Below are 18,096 nucleotides of genomic sequence, written 5' to 3' on the forward strand. Positions count from 1 at the left end.
CCTACCTCCCAAGCCAAGGAACAGGGTTCACTGCTTTTCCTTGACGTCTAATTTCAAAATAGAGTGCTGAACGCTCTTGTCCACCACTGTTACCAACTAAAGCAATAGATTGGCCTGCTTTAACCTGTTGACCAACATTCACTAAAGCGCTTTGGTTATAACCATAAAGGCTCATATCACCTTTACCATGTTCAACCACAACCACTAAACCGTAACCTTGAAGCCAATCTGCTAATAATACACGACCATCAGCAATGGCTTTTACCTCAGTGCCTTGTGCTGCTGGTATAACAATTCCTTTCCAACGTAATTCGCCAGAGCCAGAAATAGATTCACCAAAACGGTGTAATAAAGAGCCTCTGATAGGCCAAATAGCTTGCCCCGCAGGTTTACCTAAACCACCAGTACGTGACATTAATGATTGCTCTTCAGCTGTCGGTTTATAGGTTGAACCGCGCTGTTGGGCTTCTCGTTGTTTGGCTGCAATGCGTGCTGCTTCTCGGGCTTCACGCTCTGCTCGTGCTTTAGCTTCACGTTCAGCTTGAGCAATTTTATTTCTTAATTGAGCTTCATTAGCTCGCATGGTGGCTAAGTTTTTCTGATCTGCTTTTAAAGTTGATTCAAGTTGTGTCAGCGTTTTTTGTCGGGCAGCTAAAGCATTATCGAGTTTTTGTTTTTCTTGCTGTTGTTTAGTGAGAACCTGCTTTTGCTCATTCTGTTTTGCTTGCTGCGCTGCTTTTTCTGCTTCAAGCTCTTTTGATGTTTGAGCAAGCTCTGCCATTGTTTCTTTGCGAGCATCATTAATATAGCTGTAATACGCTAAAATACGCTCTTCACGTTGGCCTTCTTCGCCACGAAATAAGAGTTCGATACCTTGGTGCTTACCTTGACGATATGCAGCATCCATTTGACGTGCTAATAACTCTTGTTGTGATTGATACTGCTTTTGTAAGCGAGCAATATTTGCGGTAATGGTTTTTATCTCTTTGCCCAATGTTTGTAAGCGGTTTTGGGTTTCGTGTACAGAGCGACCTGCACTAGAAATTTGGGTTTCTTGAGTTTTTAATTGACCAAGAAGAGCTGTTCGTTGTTTTTGTTGTTCTTGAACCTGTTTTTCTTTTTCCGCAATCGTAGTTTGTAGATCTTTTAGCTGATTGCGGTTATCCGTTAATGTGTTAGCAAAAACAGGGGATGCAGAAAAGAGCGAGGTGCTAATAAGCAACGTGATTAACGGTAAAGAAAATACACGATAAGGCGGATGTGTTTTTTTTTGAAGATCCATTTTCTCTGCCATCTGACCAACGTACCTTTCATAACAGTTTGTAAGATTATTTCATGCCATAAAACAACTGACCAGCTAACACGAAATAAAGCCGAAATTTCAGATAATACCTAACAGGTAATCTATTCAATTAATAAGAGATTATAAAGCAATAATAATAGGAGAGAGGAAAAAAGAGGGTTTCTGTGTGACAGCGCAATAGAATATCACGCTGTCCACGAGAGAGATTATTCGACGATAGTACCCCAAAGGTCATATTCATCTGCATGTTCAATAAGAACACGAACGATTTGTCCTGGTTCTACATCAAATTGCTCATTGAGGTAAACAGCACCATCAATTTCAGGCGCATCAGCCATACTACGACCAATTGCACCTTCTTCATCCACTTCATCAATCATGACTAGCAACACTTTACCGATTTTCTCTTGCAGGCGTTCAGTCGAAATTTGTTGCTGTAATTGCATAAAGCGATGATAACGCTCTTCTTTCACTTCTTCAGGTACTTGATCGGCTAATTCATTTGCTTTCGCACCATCAACAGGGCTGTATTTAAAGCAACCTACGCGATCAAGACGTGCTTGTGTTAAGAAATCCAATAGCATTTGGAAATCTTCTTCTGTTTCACCCGGGAAACCAACAATAAAAGTAGAACGTAAGGTTAACTCAGGGCAAATTTCACGCCAGCGTTTTACTCGCTCTAATGTACGCTCAACAGCACCTGGGCGTTTCATCAGTTTTAAAATCTTAGGGCTCGCATGCTGAAGAGGAATATCCAAATAAGGTAGAATTTTACCTTCTGCCATTAAAGGAATGACATCATCAACATGTGGATATGGATAAACATAATGCAAGCGAACCCAAATGCCTAATTTTGCCAGCTGCTCACATAAACTGACCATACTGGTTTTGACCGGCATTCCATCCCAAAAACCCGTTTGATGTTTAGTATCAACGCCATAAGCAGAAGTATCTTGAGAGATAACAAGTAACTCTTTTACACCTGCATTAACTAATCTTTTAGCTTCACCTAAGACTTCACCAATTGGACGACTGTCTAAATCGCCTCGCATTGATGGGATGATGCAGAATGTACAACGGTGATTACAACCTTCAGAGATCTTTAAGTACGCGTAATGACGAGGCGTTAATTTTACACCCTGTTCAGGAACAAGGCTGAGAAAAGGGTTGTGATCAGGTTTTGGCACATAGTGGTGAATATGAGATAAAACTTGTTCGTAACTATGAGGCCCTGTGATCTCAAGTACTTTAGGGTGCACTTCACGAATTTGGTTCTCTTTTGCACCTAAACAGCCAGTAACAATGACTTTACCGTTTTCATCGAGTGCTTCACCAATCGCTTCTAGCGATTCTTGTACTGCACTGTCAATAAACCCACAGGTGTTGACGATGACTAAATCAGCATCATTATAGGTAGGAACAACTTGATAACCTTCTGTACGCAGTTCGGTTAGGATACGTTCAGAGTCCACTAAATTTTTAGGACAACCTAATGAAACGAATCCAATTTTAGGCACTTGATTTGTTTGCGACATGCTCGTGTTCTCAATACTTTTAAATAAATAACAGATAGTTGTTGTATCTCAGACAGGTATAAATCTTACGTAATATGGGAGATTTTATACGTAAGTAGCCACTATTAGGGATGCTGATTTATTAATAGCTTGCCTGAAGAGGGATCCTGTAGAGTAAAAAGGTAAGGCCTTTTTAATTCATCATTTTTCACGGAACCGGCGCTAATGGTACATAAATCCGTCAATAAAAAAAATGATTGTTGAGAAACTTTCCGCAAAAATAGAAAGAGAAAAGCAGGAATAGGCTGTAATTGCGCCATGACAAAGGTATACTTTGGCTCTTTGATACTATTTTTAACCAACGAGAGTGATTGCATCCTATGCTGCAAGAAGTAATGCAATTTTTCAACCGGCACACCCTGTTAAGCTTTGTTTGGGTCGCGTTGCTGGTGGCGGTCATTGTATTGACCTTTAAAGGGCTTTTTTCTAAGACGAAAAATATTTCCCGTACAGAAGCGATTTCTTTGATAAACAAAGAGAATGCGGTGTGTGTTGATATCCGTAGCCGTGATGAATTCCGTAAAGGACACATCATTGATTCTATCAATTTAACGCCTTCTGAAATCAAAAATAATAATATTGCTGAGCTGGAGAAATATAAATCACAGCCAGTTATTGTTGTGTCACCATCAGGTATTGAAGGTGCAAAACCTGCAGAAAGCCTAATTAAACTCGGTTTTGAAAAAGTCTTTATCTTAAAAGATGGTCTTTCAGGCTGGAGTGGTGAGAATTTACCACTGGCTAAAGGTAAAAAGTAACGAGCGGGCAGATTGAGTTCTATACTTACTGCTATTCAATTAATAAGGATATAAAAAGGTAAGATTATTATGTCAGAACAGCAAAACCAAGAGATGACTTTTCAAATTCAACGTATCTATACAAAAGATATCTCTTTTGAAGCGCCTAATGCCCCACAAGTTTTCCAAAAAGAGTGGCAACCAGAAGTTAAATTAGATCTGGATACTTCTTCTAATACTCTAGCTGAAAACGTCTATGAAGTTATTCTGCGCGTTACTGTAACCGCAACAATGGATAACGAAACTGCATTCCTGTGTGAAGTTCAACAAGCAGGTATCTTTACCGTTGAAGGTATCGAAGGCACTCAACTGGCACATTGCTTAGGTGCATATTGCCCTAACGTTCTGTTCCCTTACGCTCGTGAATGTATCACTAACTTAGTTAGCCGTGGTACTTTCCCACAACTGAACTTAGCACCTGTTAACTTTGATGCGTTGTTTATGAACTATTTACAACAGCAACAAACTGATGCGGCTAATGAAGGGGCTGAAGAAGCTTAATGAACGCTTCTATGACAGTTATCGGTGCCGGTTCATACGGCACCGCTTTAGCGATTACCTTAGCGCGCAATGGTCATGACGTTGTACTTTGGGGTCATGATCCTGAGCATGTTGCTGCATTAGAACAAGCACGCTGTAATCAGGCATTTCTGCCCGATGTTTCCTTTCCTGATAGTTTATACATGGAAGCTTCTTTGCAAAAAGCCATTGAAGCCAGCCGTAATATTCTTGTTGTGATCCCAAGCCATGTTTTTGGTGATGTATTACAACAGATCAAACCCTTTTTACGTCAGGATGCACGTGTTGTTTGGGCGACAAAAGGACTTGAGGCTCATACTGGTCGCTTGTTGCAAGATGTAGCGCGTGAAGTATTAGGTAATGAAATCCCGCTAGCAGTTTTATCAGGCCCTACTTTTGCTAAAGAGCTTGCCGCGGGTTTGCCCACTGCGATTTCTGTGGCATCAACGGATAATACGTTCTCTGAAGAGCTTCAACAGTTTTTCCATTGTGGCAAAAGTTTCCGTGTGTATAAAAATCCTGACTTTATCGGTGTGCAATTAGGTGGCGCGGTAAAAAACGTGATTGCGATTGGTGCGGGTATGTCTGATGGTATGGGATTTGGTGCGAATGCGCGTACAGCGCTGATCACCCGCGGACTTGCCGAGATGAGCCGATTAGGTAAAGCATTAGGTGCAGATGCTGCTACTTTTATGGGAATGGCGGGTTTAGGTGATTTAGTTTTAACCTGTACCGATAACCAATCTCGTAATCGTCGATTCGGTATGATGCTAGGTCAAGGCTTTGATGTTGATACAGCCCAAGAGAAAATCGGGCAGGTCGTTGAAGGTTATCGCAATACCAAAGAGGTTCGTGCATTAGCTGAGCAAGTTGGTGTTGAAATGCCTATCACAGAGCAGATCTACCAAATTTTATACCAGCATAAAGATGCTAAAGAAGCGGCATTATCTTTATTAGGCCGTGCAACGAAAGATGAGATAGACAGTAATCTTTTCTAAGTCTATTTTAGATAGTTATTTATTTCTGTTTTAAACATAAGAAGCCTAAGTTTTTACTTAGGCTTCAATGTAAAAAGAATGAGAGTGAGTATGTCGCTAGAAGAACTAAAAAGAGTCTGGGATCATATTAAAGATGAAGCAAGATGTTTGGCAGATTGCGAGCCAATTTTGGCGAGTTTCTTCCATGCGACATTACTCAAGCATGAAAATTTAGGTAGTGCCTTAAGCTATATGCTGGCGAACAAGCTGGCGACTCAAACTATGCCTGCGATTGCTGTTCGTGAGATTGTTGAAGAAGCATATCGTAGTGATAATTCTATGATTGAATCAGCCGCTTATGATATTTCAGCCGTTCGTTTACGCGATCCCGCTGTTGATAAGTACTCCACACCTCTGCTTTATCTAAAAGGTTTTCATGCCTTACAAGCTTATCGCATAGCGCATTGGCTATGGGGGCAAGATCGTAAAGCTCTCGCTATTTACCTACAAAACCAGATTTCTGTGACTTTTGGGGTTGATATTCATCCAGCCGCTCGCATTGGTCATGGCATTATGCTTGATCACGCAACAGGTATTGTGATTGGTGAAACCGCTATTGTTGAGAATGACGTTTCTATTCTACAATCCGTCACTTTAGGGGGTACAGGTAAAACCTGTGGCGATCGTCACCCTAAAGTGCGCGAAGGTGTAATGATTGGCGCAGGTGCTAAAATACTCGGCAATATTGAGATTGGTCGCGGTGCCAAAATTGGTGCTGGCTCTGTGGTATTACATGAAGTACCTGCACATACCACTGTTGCGGGAGTTCCTGCTCGTATTGTTGGTAAACCCACTAGTGATAAGCCTTCACTCGATATGGATCAACACTTTAATGGTGTGGTGCCTGGTTTTGAGTGTGGTGATGGTATTTAATGGTTTTAACTGAAGTTACACTTTCTGAACTTAAGGCTTGTTTACACGCTGAATATATCGGTGATAACAAGCCTTTTAGTTGGATAAGACTTTTTCATCGCGTTTTTTTCTGCCAACGTTCACGTTATCTATTTTGGTGGCGTGTCGCCCAATTTTTTTATTTCTCTGAAAACCGTTTTCTCAAAAAACTTGGCATTCGTATTGGTGCTAAAAATAATCGTAAGTATTGCAACGATATTTCACTAAGAACTCGCATAGGTAAAGGACTTTCATTACCTCATCCCATAGGGATCGTACTGACTAATTACTGCCAGTTAGGTGAGAATGTGACGTTAATGCAAGGTGTGACCATCGGAGTAAAAGAGAAGGATGGTAAAGCAGATATTCGAGTTGGCAACCACGTTTATATTGGTTGTAACTCATCGATTATTGGTGGTGAGATAGAGATAGGTGATAATGCAGTGATTGGTGCTCACGCATTGGTATTAAAGGATGTGGGAGAAGGGTGCAGGTATATCACCAAAGTCGTTGCTGAAATCAGACAACCATCAGAGTAATAAGTTAGATTTTTAGTTGTTTGAAATTAAAAAAGCGCTAGTCATTATTTATGATCAGCGCTTTTTACATTTCAGTCTCTTAGTAATGCACCAGGATAACCAAGTTGACGCCATGCTTCAAAAACTACAACAGTAGTTATAAAAAACTAATAAATATTTATATAAAATAATTTTTTATTTTAAAATAACTCATTCTTAAAATATGTTTTGTTTGGTATGGAGAAAGAAATGTTGAACATAATAAAAGTAGGTATTTACTAGGATTTACATTATTCATCCTAAGTGCTTTTACTAGTAATAGTTGACTTTTAAAATGTAATTCATTTATGATTTTATTCACCTTTATATAATCTAACATTCTTTGTTCATTGTAATTATCTATACCATATTTTTTTCTAATTTTATTCATTTTTATTATGTGATATTGGCATTTTCTTTGTCTTAACGAATTTTTAAAAGATAAAGATTGCGTATTTATTCTATACATTACTAATGGTTTTTCAATATTTGAAATTGTATAATTTTTAGCAATAAGCCTCGAAATAAAATCAAAATCTTGTGAATTGGGGTAATTTCGATATCCTTGCATTTTTTCAAAAATATCTCTCGACATGAACCATGTGGGGTGATAACAAACAGACTTATAACCTAAGGTACTTTTTAGTTTTAAAAAATCATTTGACAAACAGGAGGTAGATATAAATTTACCATGTTCATCAATTCTATTTATGCCTGTACCAATTAATGCAAAAGAATTAGATTTATAATATCTTAGTTGTACATTTAAGCGTTCTGGATCGGCAATATCATCAGCATCTAGCCGAGCAATAAAATTACCATCGCTATGTTCAAATGCTTTGTTTAGTGAACTTGCTAACCCAAGATTTATGCTATTTTCTACAATTATTATTTCAATGTTTTTTATTTCTAGATTATTAATTATATTTTTATAATGTTCACATTTATTAGGGTTATCGATAACAATAACTAATTGAATTTCAAATTTACTATATGTATTTTGAGTGATTATTGAATTAATAGATAGTATAATCCATTCATCTATCTCATTATATATGGAAAGTAATACAGATATTTTATCGGTTTTCATATTTTCTAAATTAACTCAATATACTTTTTGACAATGTGATTTATATTATATTGCTTTGTTTCTTTTGTTAAATAATTAGGTTCTATTACCTTAGTATTTGTTTCCTGTAATGATAATATAAATCCTTTTTCATCATTTATGTTAAACAATATACCAAATTGATTAGATGTAATACTTCCTGATATAATTTCATTATCTATTTTTAATATCTCTCTTGGGCCAGTTCTACAATCTGAACTAATAACAGGTACACCAAGATAGAGAGATTCAATTAATACATTTGGAAAACCTTCTGATATAGATGTAAGTACTGTATATTTTGCATGTTTTATATAAGGGTAAGGGTTTTCTTTATTTCCTAGGAACTTTATGTTTTTACTCTTATATTTTTCTTTATAATCTTCATACAGAGCTCCATCTCCAATTAATAATAATTTGTAATTGGTTTTTTTAAATGTGTCTAATAAGAAAGAAATATTTTTAACAGGGTGAAATCTTCCTACAAATATGAAGTATTCACCAGAAGAAAATGGATTGTCATCTACAATTACTCTAGATAATTCAAGAATATTATCTAAATTATAACAATTGGGGATAACAAAGTTGTTTTTTTCACCGACAATAGGTAAATAATCATTTAACATTCTCTGAGTAAGAAATACTTTTTTAGTGGCGTGTTTAAATATATTCTTTATTATAAATACATTTATTTTTGATTTTAAACTTTTATTAGAATATTTTAAAATTGAGCCATGTGTAACAACTATACTTTTATGTTTTTTAAATAGTGATAGGAATATATTAATATAGTTTGCTCTAAACAAGTGACTAATAATTGTATTTATTTTTTCTTTTCTAAGGATAAAAAATAAATGAATAGCTGCTGAGAAATTATTTATTATTTTTCCAATAAAAGGGGCTTTAATGTTTATAGGGTTTTTTATTAATATTATATCTTCATGTAAAGCATAGCTGATATTGTTTTCTATTATATAGAAATATACTTTATAATTATTTTCTTTTAGTCCATTGGCTAAGTTACAAGCTATTCTCTCACCACCACCATTAGAAAGAGAGTTTGATAAAATTAAAATATTTTTCATGAAATATTATTTTTACCTTTTAAATATAATATTGAGATAAATAAGAATAGTTGACCTAATAAAATAGAAAAAACAAAGTTGTATTGAGAATGATTGAAGTTTTCAATTGATAACATAAATGATATTGTTAATATCCCACTTAGTAAAGAAAATGGGCTTATATACTTTGATCTTTTCATTATAACTAACATATGTACTAAAAAAGAGTTTGCTAAGCTAAAAAATATAATTAGTAAATAAAAGGATAGTATCAGTGATAGTTCTTCAGAGTATTTAATGTTTAATATATGAAAAATATATTGGTCTAATATTGCATAGGTTAACATGCCTAAAATTTGAACAAATATGAAAAATAATAAGATAACATTTATAAATTTATAAAAATTATTTTTATTATTTAAATAAAAATAATTCATTTTGGGAAAAGTAACATCGATGACTGGTGTTAATATAGATACTGAGGCTGATACAATACGTTGTGCTACACCAATAAAACCAACAAACTCAATACCATATATTGATTTTGCTATAATTAGTGCTACGGGATTTATAGCGCCCGTAATCAGCCTCATTGATGTGAGATGCCAACCTTCTTTCAATAAGAACTTACTTTTTGTTGATAGATTAAAGTATTTTTTGTTTTTTATTTTATTTATAGGTAGTCTCTTTATAATATAACAATTAGAGTATATAAATAAAATTATATTAGGTAGTATTAAAAAAAGAAGGTATTCTTCTATGTTTGTATCATAATTAACAAATAGAAAAACATAAATAATATATATTATTTTAGAAAATAAAGATATAACGACTAAATTTATTAATTTATATGTGGCTTGAAAATACCATTTACATTGAAGTATTGAAGTGGAAAACCATACAAATAATATGAGCATTTGTAAGTAAGTCAGTTCAATAATGAATTTCAATAAGATCAAAAAAATAAATATTAATATACAGAATAGAATCTTTATTTTTTGTATTTCTATATATAACAATGTTTTTTCAAAGATGGAAATTTCAGATGAGAATTCCCTTGTTGCATTAGCATTATATCCCCATTCGCCAATAAGAATTATATACGCTGAAATAGCTTGAAGCAAAGCTATAATGCCATAGTTAGATATACCAAGATACTTTATAACTATAGGAATCGCAATTAAGGGAATTAGTAATTCGATTGCTTTAATGAATTGTAGATAAAAAACATTTTTAATAATCATTCTTAAATTATTTAAATAGTCTTATGCATTTAGCTGGGGCTCCTACATAAACACCAGGTTTTTCAATATTGCGAGTTACAATAGAGCCAGCCCCTACAATAACATTTTCACATATAGATACACCAGCGAGTATGATGGCACCAGCACCTATTTGTACATTATCTGAAATTATAATTTCTTTATCTATATGTTCAGTAGTAATTCCATTATCATTAATCAACAATCCCGTTGAAATTAATTTTGAGCCAGCTGAGAGTGTCACTTTATTGCCGAGAGTAATACCCCCTTTGGCATTAATATATACATGATCATTAATATTTATTCTCCCTTTGATAGATAATTTCTTTATATTTTTAATAGTAAAAAAACCAAAATATATAACATTTTTGTTGTAAATTAATTCATTGTAAAAAATGAAGACATAAATTTTTACTATAAGAGAACTTAGTTTTTTTAGGAAAAATGTTTTCATAAAAATTATTTCAATAATGCACCTGGGTAGCCTAGTTGACGCCATGCTTCAAAAACTACAACAGCCACAGTATTCGATAGGTTCATACTACGGCTATCAGCAAGCATTGGAACTCTGATTTTCTGCTGTGTTGGCATATTGTCTAATACATAAGGCGGTAAACCACGAGTTTCAGGTCCAAAAAGGAGATAATCTCCATCTTGATAGCTCACATTGCTATGTGCTGGTGTACCTTTTGTCGTTAACGCAAATACACGTGCACCCGTTGGTGATTGTGCATTATCAGGGTTTAAACCTTCACTTTCTAAAAAAGCATAGTAATCGTGATGCTGTTTAATATCAGCAAACTCACGATAATCAAGCCCTGCACGACGTAGACGTTTATCATCCCAAGTAAAACCCAATGGCTGGATTAGATGAAGATGAAAGCCTGTGTTAGCACACAGGCGGATAATATTACCCGTATTGGGTGGAATTTCGGGTTCAAATAAGACGATATTGAGCATGGTTTATTTAACTTGATAATAGCTTTTATACCAATCAACGAACTGTTTTACACCTTCATCTACACTTGTTTGAGGTTTATAGCCAGTTGCTTTAAATAAATCCTCAGTATCTGCCCATGTGGTGTAAACATCACCAGGTTGCATTGGTAACATGTTTTTATCTGCAGTTTTTCCTAAGTGAGTTTCTAATGCACTAATGTAATCCATTAAATTAACTGGAGAACCATTACCAATATTATAAACCTTATAAGGTGCAGAACTGTTAGCCGGAGTTCCTATACTTACTTTCCAATCTTGTTGTGGCGTCGGTATTACATTTGCAATACGAGCAACACCTTCCACGATATCTTCAACATAAGTAAAGTCACGTTTCATTTGGCCATTATTATAAATATCAATTGGCTCATTGTTGATAATGGCTTTAGTAAATTTAAATAATGCCATATCAGGACGACCCCAAGGACCATAAACGGTAAAAAAGCGTAATCCAGTTGTTGGTATACCATATAAATGAGAATAGCTATGAGCCATTAATTCATTAGCTTTTTTCGTTGCCGCATATAAAGAAACAGGGTGATTAGCTTGATCATGAGGTGAAAATGGCAATTCATCATTTAAGCCATAAACAGAACTAGAAGAAGCATAAACAAGATGCTTAATATTATTGTGACGACAACCTTCTAAGATTGTCAGAAAGCCAGTTAAATTGCTATCAGCGTAAGAAAATGGGTTAATTAGTGAATATCTAACCCCAGCTTGTGCAGCTAAATGAATAACTTTATCAAATTTCTCAGTTGCAAATAGATGAGCCATTTTCTCTCTATCTGCTAAATCAATAAGAGAAAATGAGAAATTGTGTAGTTTATTCAGAATGTTAAGCCTAGATTCTTTTAAGGAGACATCATAATAATCATTGAGATTATCTATACCAACAACAGTTTCACCTTGTTGGATTAGTTTTTTTATTAGATGAAAACCAATAAATCCTGCAGCGCCAGTGACTAAATATTTCATTACGTAATTAACCCGTATTTATTAATTAATCGTTACCAAATAGGTCTCGAGTATAAACTTTTTCTTCAACGTCGTTTAGCACTGATGACATTCTATTGGTAATAATAACATCAGAGATTGATTTAAATTCATTTAAATCACGAACTAATTTTGAATTAAAGAAGGTTTCTTCTTGCATTTCAGGCTCATAAATCACCACTTCAATACCTTTGGCCTTAATACGTTTCATAATGCCTTGGATAGAAGAAGAGCGGAAATTATCAGAACCAGACTTCATAATTAAACGGTAAACACCTACAATTTTTGGTGTTCTAGCGATAATTGAGTCGGCAATAAAATCTTTACGAGTGCGGTTAGCTTCAACGATGGCACTAATAATATTATTAGGAACAGAGTCGTAGTTTGCTAACAGTTGTTTGGTGTCTTTTGGTAGACAGTAACCACCATAACCAAACGATGGATTATTATAATGGTTGCCGATACGAGGATCTAAACAGACGCCTTCAATGATTTGTTTTGCATTTAAGCCATAAGCTTGAGCATAGCTATCTAACTCATTAAAGTAAGCAACACGCAGTGCTAAATAAGTATTAGCAAATAATTTAATGGCTTCTGCTTCTGTGGAGTCAGTGAACAGAACATCAATATCTTTTTTCAGTGCACCTTGCTGTAGTAGGTCAGCAAATTTTTGTGCTCTTTCTGATTGTTCACCAATAACAATACGAGATGGGTAAAGATTATCGTAAAGTGCTCGACCTTCACGTAAGAATTCAGGAGAGAAAATAATATTATCTGTATTATATTTCTCTCTCATTTCTTTGGTAAAACCAACAGGAATGGTTGATTTAATAATCATTGTCGTATTTGGATTATATTCTAAAACATCACGAATAACAGACTCTACTGATGAGGTGTTAAAATAGTTTGTTTTAGGATCGTAATCGGTAGGTGTTGCAATGATAACGAAATCAGCATCTTTATAAGCGAATTCTTTATCTAAGGTTGCAGTAAAATCGAGCTTTTTGGTTGCTAAAAACTCTTCGATTTCTTTATCTGTAATTGGAGAGATTTTTTTGTTAAGTAATTCAACTTTTTCTTTATTGATATCTAACGCAACAACTGTGTTGTTTTGGGAAAGAAGTACCCCATTAGATAGACCGACATAGCCGGTTCCTGAGATTGTGATTTTCATTTTTTATCCTAATCTTGAAAAATTTCTTTTAAAGCATCTAGATATTTATTAATAACAATTTTTTCATCAAATTCAGTTTCAATTTTTTTTCTACTATTTTCACCCATTTTTAATTTATTTTCATAGGGTAACTTAATAAAGGTATCTATTGCATCAACTAAACTTGATACTGATTTAGGTTGGCATAAGTATCCGTTAAATCCATGAGTAACAGTTTCTCGACAACCAACATTATCAGTAGTAATTATTGGTTTCCCCATTGCGCCTGCTTCTAACAATGTTTTTGGTACACCTTCTCGATAAAAAGAAGGTAATACTATACAGTCAGCTTTAGCTATTTCTTGCTCCACAGTATCCGAGGTACCTAAATAATTAATAATACCTTCAGAAACCCAGTTATTCATTTGCTCATGAGTAATAGCTGATGGGTTATTAACACCAACGAAACCTAAAAGACAAAATTCAACCTTGTTGTCATACTTTTTTTTCAAGATACGAGCTGCATCAATATAAAAAGTAATCCCTTTCTCATATAACATTCTTGCAATTAAAATAAATCTTAATTTCTCTTTATTTTCAGATAATGAAAGAGTAAAACGCGATAAGTCCACACCAGAACCTGGTAGTCTATCTATTTGTGATTTCTTCACATAATTTCTTTCCAAAAATAGAGTTAAGTCGTCATTATTTTGGAAAAATATTTTGTTAGCGTATTTTTGGCTATAACGATATAGATTGCGTGCAAGCTTAGAACTGATATTATCATTTATAAAAAGAGTTCCTAATCCTGCAATATTATTTATGACTTTTATTTTATTTAACTTTGCAGCTAAAGTTCCATAAATATTATTTTTAGGTGTAAAATTAAGTATTACATCAAATTTAAATTGATTACATATTTTATAGAAAGAAATTAATGTATAGAGGTCAATAAAAGGATTCTTACTAGCTGAATCAATTTTTATATTGATATGTTTTGCACCTAAATTAACTAATTTTTCTGAGTAATCATCAAATGGTGATATTGTATACACATCAAAACCAGTGTTAATTAATGAAATAATGGTATTTTTTCTAAAGTTATATAAATACCAGCTAGTGTTTGATGTTATTGCGATCGTTCTAATAGTTTTTTTATTATTCATGATTTTCATTTTTTGACGCTTTGTATACAAGTAAGGAAGTAAAAATTATTATAATAAAATCACCTACAGTTCTTGATAGTAAATAAGGCCCTTTAAAGTTATAAAAAATAAAACATGATGTTATTGAAAGAATAAAAAACATATTTTTCTTATTCTTTGATATATTTTTAAATATTGATGTAAATAAATAAAAATAAAAAAATAAAGTAATTGAAAATAGAGTCATTCCACCTTTAAATATCGCTTGAACATATCCTACATCTGAGAATTCTTGAGGGTCTAAGGCATTTCCAAAAGAAAAAGTTAGTAAATCATTAGGCAGTTTATAATGGTTTTTTATTAAATCATTAGTACTATGATCACCTTTTTGTTCTATTAGAAATTCAAATACAACTTTAAATTTGTTAAATATAGCTATCGTGTAATTATTACTATAAATGATAAATAAGGAAGTTGATATTATAAATATAATTATTAGATAGAAAAAATGTCTTTTATTTAAAGATAAGATAACAAATGGAAGTATTAAAATATTGAATAGAAGCGCTGTTCTGGCAGTAATTAATGATGTAATAAAAAATAATATATATATATATATATATATGAATTTTTTATTGTTTCTATATATATAGATTGAAAATATTGCTCCCATATTGGAAATAAAACCAGCAACGGGATATCCCGTAAAATACCCAGGTTTTCTAACAGTATTTATCATTTCTAAAGGAAATTGAGGATTATATAAATAATCAATAATTCCAAAATTAAGGTGAAGAATGAATTGGATAAATATTAAAATAGTATTAATAAGGAGTATATATAATATTATTTTAATAAATTTATCAAAATTTAATTTGTAATGCAATATGGTTATATATAATGAAAATATGATGATTATATTTCTAATTGGAATCAGAACTACATTGGATGTAAATACTCCATTTACTGTGCTTGTTATAATAACATATGATTGAATCAATAATAGAATTATAGTAGCGAATATTATTTCTTTTTTTATATTTATTTTTTTTGTAATAAATAAATATAATGAAAGTGGAGCTAATAAAAAAACAGTAAAATCCAATACTCCTATTTTAGGGAAATAAATTAAAGATAGGATAATAAGAAATATAAAAATGCTATTCTTTTTCTGTGTTTTTTCCATAATGTAGATATATTTCTCATAATGTAATATAAATTGATAACTAATTTTATAACTATAAAGAATATTATATTGCTATTATAACAAAGCTACCGCACTGGGTTTACGGCCCCCAGAGCGCCAAAGTTTATCTCGAAAAGCTCTTATCTTTTTGTAAAATAAGAGTTTTATTATATAAGCATACTTTAACAGTATGCGAAAAACCGCACTGAGAGTAGACTCTTCGAACCAGACGGTCAAGTAATAGCTGGGTATTTTAGCATTGATTGAAGATATATAAATACTGGAATAACGGTCGATTCAGCCAGATCATTCTGAATTACATCAACAAACGTTAACAAAAAGAATATGCCACCTATTCTTCAATAGATGGCAGTATGTTTTGATACAACAGTTTAATTACTCTATTGGATTGTACGTACTTTATGTTTGTTTCCAATGGTTAAATTTTTGTTCGTGATCCATGATATCGGTTATTATTTACTCTATTGTGTTATTCTCAGGCCACTGTAAGAACTTCTTCAGAATTCCAATCACGGCGGTATTCACTAATCTCATTCCTTCCTTTATAGTAATCGTTTATAAGAGTAAGAAACTTTAAGTGTAAAATGAAAAATACCTATAAAATCAGCGTGTTGATGTCAGTATATAATGATTCAATACATTTGAATGAAGCTATAGATTCTATTTTAAATCAGACTTTTAAAGATTTTGAATTTATCATCATTAATGATGGTTCTACTGATTTATCTATTGATATTTTAAAAGGATATGAAGAAAAAGATAGTCGAGTAAAAGTGTATACTAATGTATCTAATATCGGGTTAGCTAAATCTTTGAATAGAGGTTTTTTACTTGCTTCTGGTGACTATATTGCTCGAATGGATGCTGATGATTACTCATATCCAACTCGCCTTCAAAAGCAGTTTGAGTTCATGGAAAACCATAAAAATATTATGGTCTGTGGTACATCAATGGAAATCTATGAATACGACAAAAAATTCATGATTCTTCCAATAAAGCATAATGCAATAGCCGCTGGATTAATTTTTGGAACTAATTTTTATCATCCAACAGTCATGTTTAGATCTGATTTTATTAAAAAAAATAAAATTATGTATCCAGAAGATTATAAATATGCTCAAGATTATGGGTTATGGATAAATTTATTAAAGCTAAATCAGGAAAATATTTTTTCCAATCTAGAAGAAGCGTTATTAAAATATAGAATTCATCCAGATAGAAATAGAAAGAACTATTTTAGTATACAAACCTCATTTGCTATAAAAGCACAAATTAATGCATTAGATATGTTTAATATTGAGGTGGATGAGGATGTATTATATAACTTGAACTTTTCAACTGAAAATCTAAGTTTAGATAATATAAAAAAATGTAATGCAGTTTTGGATAAGATTAAAACTAAAAATAAAGAACTCCGACCTTATTTTTACAAAAACCTTGAAGTTGCTATTGTGCGAAAAAAAGTATCACTATTTCGGCGTTGTGAGAAAAAAAGCCTTTTTTATCCTTATATGAAAGTCAAAGCAAGGCTTATTTACTTAATGAATAGAAGAATGATTAAGGCTCTAAACTAAGGGGTAACCCTTAGTTTTAGGTAGTTTCCAAATATTAGATCAACGTTTTTAGTTTCTTCGTTATTTAATTCTTTATCCATCCCTGCCGATGGAATAAAGGTAAGTTCACCAAAATGGATCACTCCACTATTTAAATATAGATCGACCCTAACAAAAGGAAATGGTTTGGATAATTTTTCAGCATATTCAAAGAGTTTTTGATAGTTTTGTGGTTTATCTAAAACAGTAGATACTTCACTATTTTTATAATCAATGCCATAAGGTAATAATTCCCATTCTTTGTTAACAAAATAGAATTTAGGGTGTTGTGATTCCCTTTCAGTGCAGATCATGACAAACAAAGGTTCACCATGAAAACAGAATAATTTGTAATCATATGGAAGTTCATTATTTTTTGTTTCTATGAATTTTTCACAAATTATTTTTTTAGAGATATCCTTATAAACAAATTCAACAGCTAATCGCCAATAGTCTTCATTTAGCCAAGTTGTTAATGTTTGCCTAATGTTATCTGGGGATATCTTATCTTTATCTCTGCAAATGATATTATAACCTGCACCATGATTGCATTTTAGTACAAATTTATTAGGCAACTCAGAGAAGTTAATATCGTCAGGTTGATCCCATACTTGATGGATTTCATTAAGTATTTCTTCGCAACCACAATCTTTAACATATTCTCGAGCAGCGTATTTATCTGCACATTTTGTAACTAATGGGTTATTTTTATATAAATTTAACTTTAGGTACTGTAATTTCTCATTAAATGTTTGTGGAAAATCTAAATTTAAAGTTTTCCTCATTCGTTCTTTATATATTGATTTAGTTACTAATTCTGGAAAAGTATCACAATATTTATAACGTAATTTATTTCTTAAAATTTTCAGGTATTTGTTCATAAAGGTAATAAAAT

General features: G+C 32.7%; 18 protein-coding genes. 6 read left to right on the plus strand and 12 right to left on the minus strand.

The features are described from left to right. Position 1: 1 nt before the first annotated feature. Positions 2-1,294 (minus strand): murein hydrolase activator EnvC, encoded by a 1,293-nt coding sequence (gene envC / locus D7029_RS00215; RefSeq protein WP_194951564.1) that lies wholly within the window; start codon positions 1,292-1,294, stop codon positions 2-4. A gap of 215 nt (positions 1,295-1,509) precedes the next feature. After that, a complete protein-coding gene (gene rimO / locus D7029_RS00220; RefSeq protein ID WP_088494108.1) occupies positions 1,510-2,838 on the minus strand; it encodes a 30S ribosomal protein S12 methylthiotransferase RimO in 1,329 nt (442 codons plus the stop codon). Between the two features lie 359 nt (positions 2,839-3,197). Here rimO and D7029_RS00225 point away from each other — a divergent pair, with 359 nt between their 5' ends. The 5 genes from D7029_RS00225 to D7029_RS00245 all read left to right on the plus strand — a co-directional run bounded on the left by D7029_RS00225 (position 3,198) and on the right by D7029_RS00245 (position 6,660). Beyond that, positions 3,198-3,635, plus strand: coding sequence for a rhodanese-like domain-containing protein (locus D7029_RS00225; RefSeq protein WP_023583406.1), 438 nt, complete (start codon positions 3,198-3,200; stop codon positions 3,633-3,635). A gap of 69 nt (positions 3,636-3,704) precedes the next feature. Then, positions 3,705-4,175: a protein-export chaperone SecB gene (gene secB / locus D7029_RS00230; protein ID WP_006534205.1), complete on the plus strand. Its 471-nt coding sequence runs from the start codon at positions 3,705-3,707 to the stop codon at positions 4,173-4,175. Beyond that, positions 4,175-5,191: an NAD(P)H-dependent glycerol-3-phosphate dehydrogenase gene (gene gpsA / locus D7029_RS00235; protein ID WP_194951565.1), complete on the plus strand. Its 1,017-nt coding sequence runs from the start codon at positions 4,175-4,177 to the stop codon at positions 5,189-5,191. The genes secB and gpsA overlap by 1 nt, the downstream gene beginning before the upstream one ends. A 90-nt stretch (positions 5,192-5,281) precedes the next feature. After that, on the plus strand, positions 5,282-6,103 hold the full coding sequence (gene cysE, locus D7029_RS00240; protein ID WP_088494105.1) for a serine O-acetyltransferase: 822 nt from the start codon (positions 5,282-5,284) through the stop codon (positions 6,101-6,103). Continuing rightward, positions 6,103-6,660: a serine acetyltransferase gene (locus D7029_RS00245; RefSeq protein ID WP_194951566.1), complete on the plus strand. Its 558-nt coding sequence runs from the start codon at positions 6,103-6,105 to the stop codon at positions 6,658-6,660. The genes cysE and D7029_RS00245 overlap by 1 nt, the downstream gene beginning before the upstream one ends. A gap of 157 nt (positions 6,661-6,817) precedes the next feature. On the opposite strand, the gene D7029_RS00250 is transcribed toward D7029_RS00245, so the two are convergent. From D7029_RS00250 to D7029_RS00290, 9 genes are read right to left on the minus strand one after another with little or no spacing between them, the layout of a single operon-like run. Continuing rightward, entirely contained in the window at positions 6,818-7,768 is a 951-nt protein-coding gene (locus D7029_RS00250) for a glycosyltransferase (protein ID WP_194951567.1), read from the minus strand. A 5-nt stretch (positions 7,769-7,773) separates the two neighbouring features. After that, a complete protein-coding gene (locus D7029_RS00255) occupies positions 7,774-8,871 on the minus strand; it encodes a glycosyltransferase (RefSeq protein WP_194951568.1) in 1,098 nt (365 codons plus the stop codon). Continuing rightward, complete coding sequence (locus D7029_RS00260; RefSeq protein WP_194951569.1) at positions 8,868-10,094, minus strand: oligosaccharide flippase family protein; 1,227 nt, start codon at positions 10,092-10,094, stop codon at positions 8,868-8,870. Before D7029_RS00260 ends, D7029_RS00255 begins: the two co-directional genes overlap by 4 nt. 7 nt (positions 10,095-10,101) lie before the next feature. Next, positions 10,102-10,566, minus strand: coding sequence for an acyltransferase (locus tag D7029_RS00265; protein WP_201161569.1), 465 nt, complete (start codon positions 10,564-10,566; stop codon positions 10,102-10,104). Positions 10,567-10,571: 5 nt separating this feature from the next. Further along, the gene (trmL, locus tag D7029_RS00270) at positions 10,572-11,072 is read right to left on the minus strand and encodes a tRNA (uridine(34)/cytosine(34)/5-carboxymethylaminomethyluridine(34)-2'-O)-methyltransferase TrmL (protein ID WP_194951571.1); all 501 of its coding nucleotides are present in this window, start codon (positions 11,070-11,072) and stop codon (positions 10,572-10,574) included. 3 nt (positions 11,073-11,075) lie between these two features. After that, positions 11,076-12,086 (minus strand): NAD-dependent epimerase, encoded by a 1,011-nt coding sequence (locus D7029_RS00275; RefSeq protein ID WP_194951572.1) that lies wholly within the window; start codon positions 12,084-12,086, stop codon positions 11,076-11,078. Between the two features lie 25 nt (positions 12,087-12,111). Further along, positions 12,112-13,278 carry a nucleotide sugar dehydrogenase gene (locus D7029_RS00280; protein WP_194951573.1) on the minus strand — a complete coding sequence of 389 codons (1,167 nt, stop codon included), beginning with the start codon at positions 13,276-13,278 and terminating at the stop codon, positions 12,112-12,114. Positions 13,279-13,286: 8 nt separating this feature from the next. Further along, positions 13,287-14,423 (minus strand): glycosyltransferase family 4 protein, encoded by a 1,137-nt coding sequence (locus D7029_RS00285; protein ID WP_194952564.1) that lies wholly within the window; start codon positions 14,421-14,423, stop codon positions 13,287-13,289. After that, positions 14,416-15,588 carry a hypothetical protein gene (locus tag D7029_RS00290; protein WP_194951574.1) on the minus strand — a complete coding sequence of 391 codons (1,173 nt, stop codon included), beginning with the start codon at positions 15,586-15,588 and terminating at the stop codon, positions 14,416-14,418. Before D7029_RS00290 ends, D7029_RS00285 begins: the two co-directional genes overlap by 8 nt. Before the next feature lie 605 nt (positions 15,589-16,193). Here D7029_RS00290 and D7029_RS00295 point away from each other — a divergent pair. Beyond that, positions 16,194-17,183 carry a glycosyltransferase family 2 protein gene (locus D7029_RS00295; RefSeq protein ID WP_194951575.1) on the plus strand — a complete coding sequence of 330 codons (990 nt, stop codon included), beginning with the start codon at positions 16,194-16,196 and terminating at the stop codon, positions 17,181-17,183. Here the strand turns inward: D7029_RS00295 and D7029_RS00300 are convergent. After that, on the minus strand, positions 17,180-18,082 hold the full coding sequence (locus D7029_RS00300) for an ATP-grasp fold amidoligase family protein (protein ID WP_194951576.1): 903 nt from the start codon (positions 18,080-18,082) through the stop codon (positions 17,180-17,182). The genes D7029_RS00295 and D7029_RS00300 overlap by 4 nt on opposite strands. Between the last annotated feature and the right edge of the window lie 14 nt (positions 18,083-18,096).

The sequence above is a fragment of the Proteus vulgaris genome (genome assembly GCF_016647575.1).
Taxonomy (GTDB): domain Bacteria; phylum Pseudomonadota; class Gammaproteobacteria; order Enterobacterales; family Enterobacteriaceae; genus Proteus; species Proteus mirabilis_B.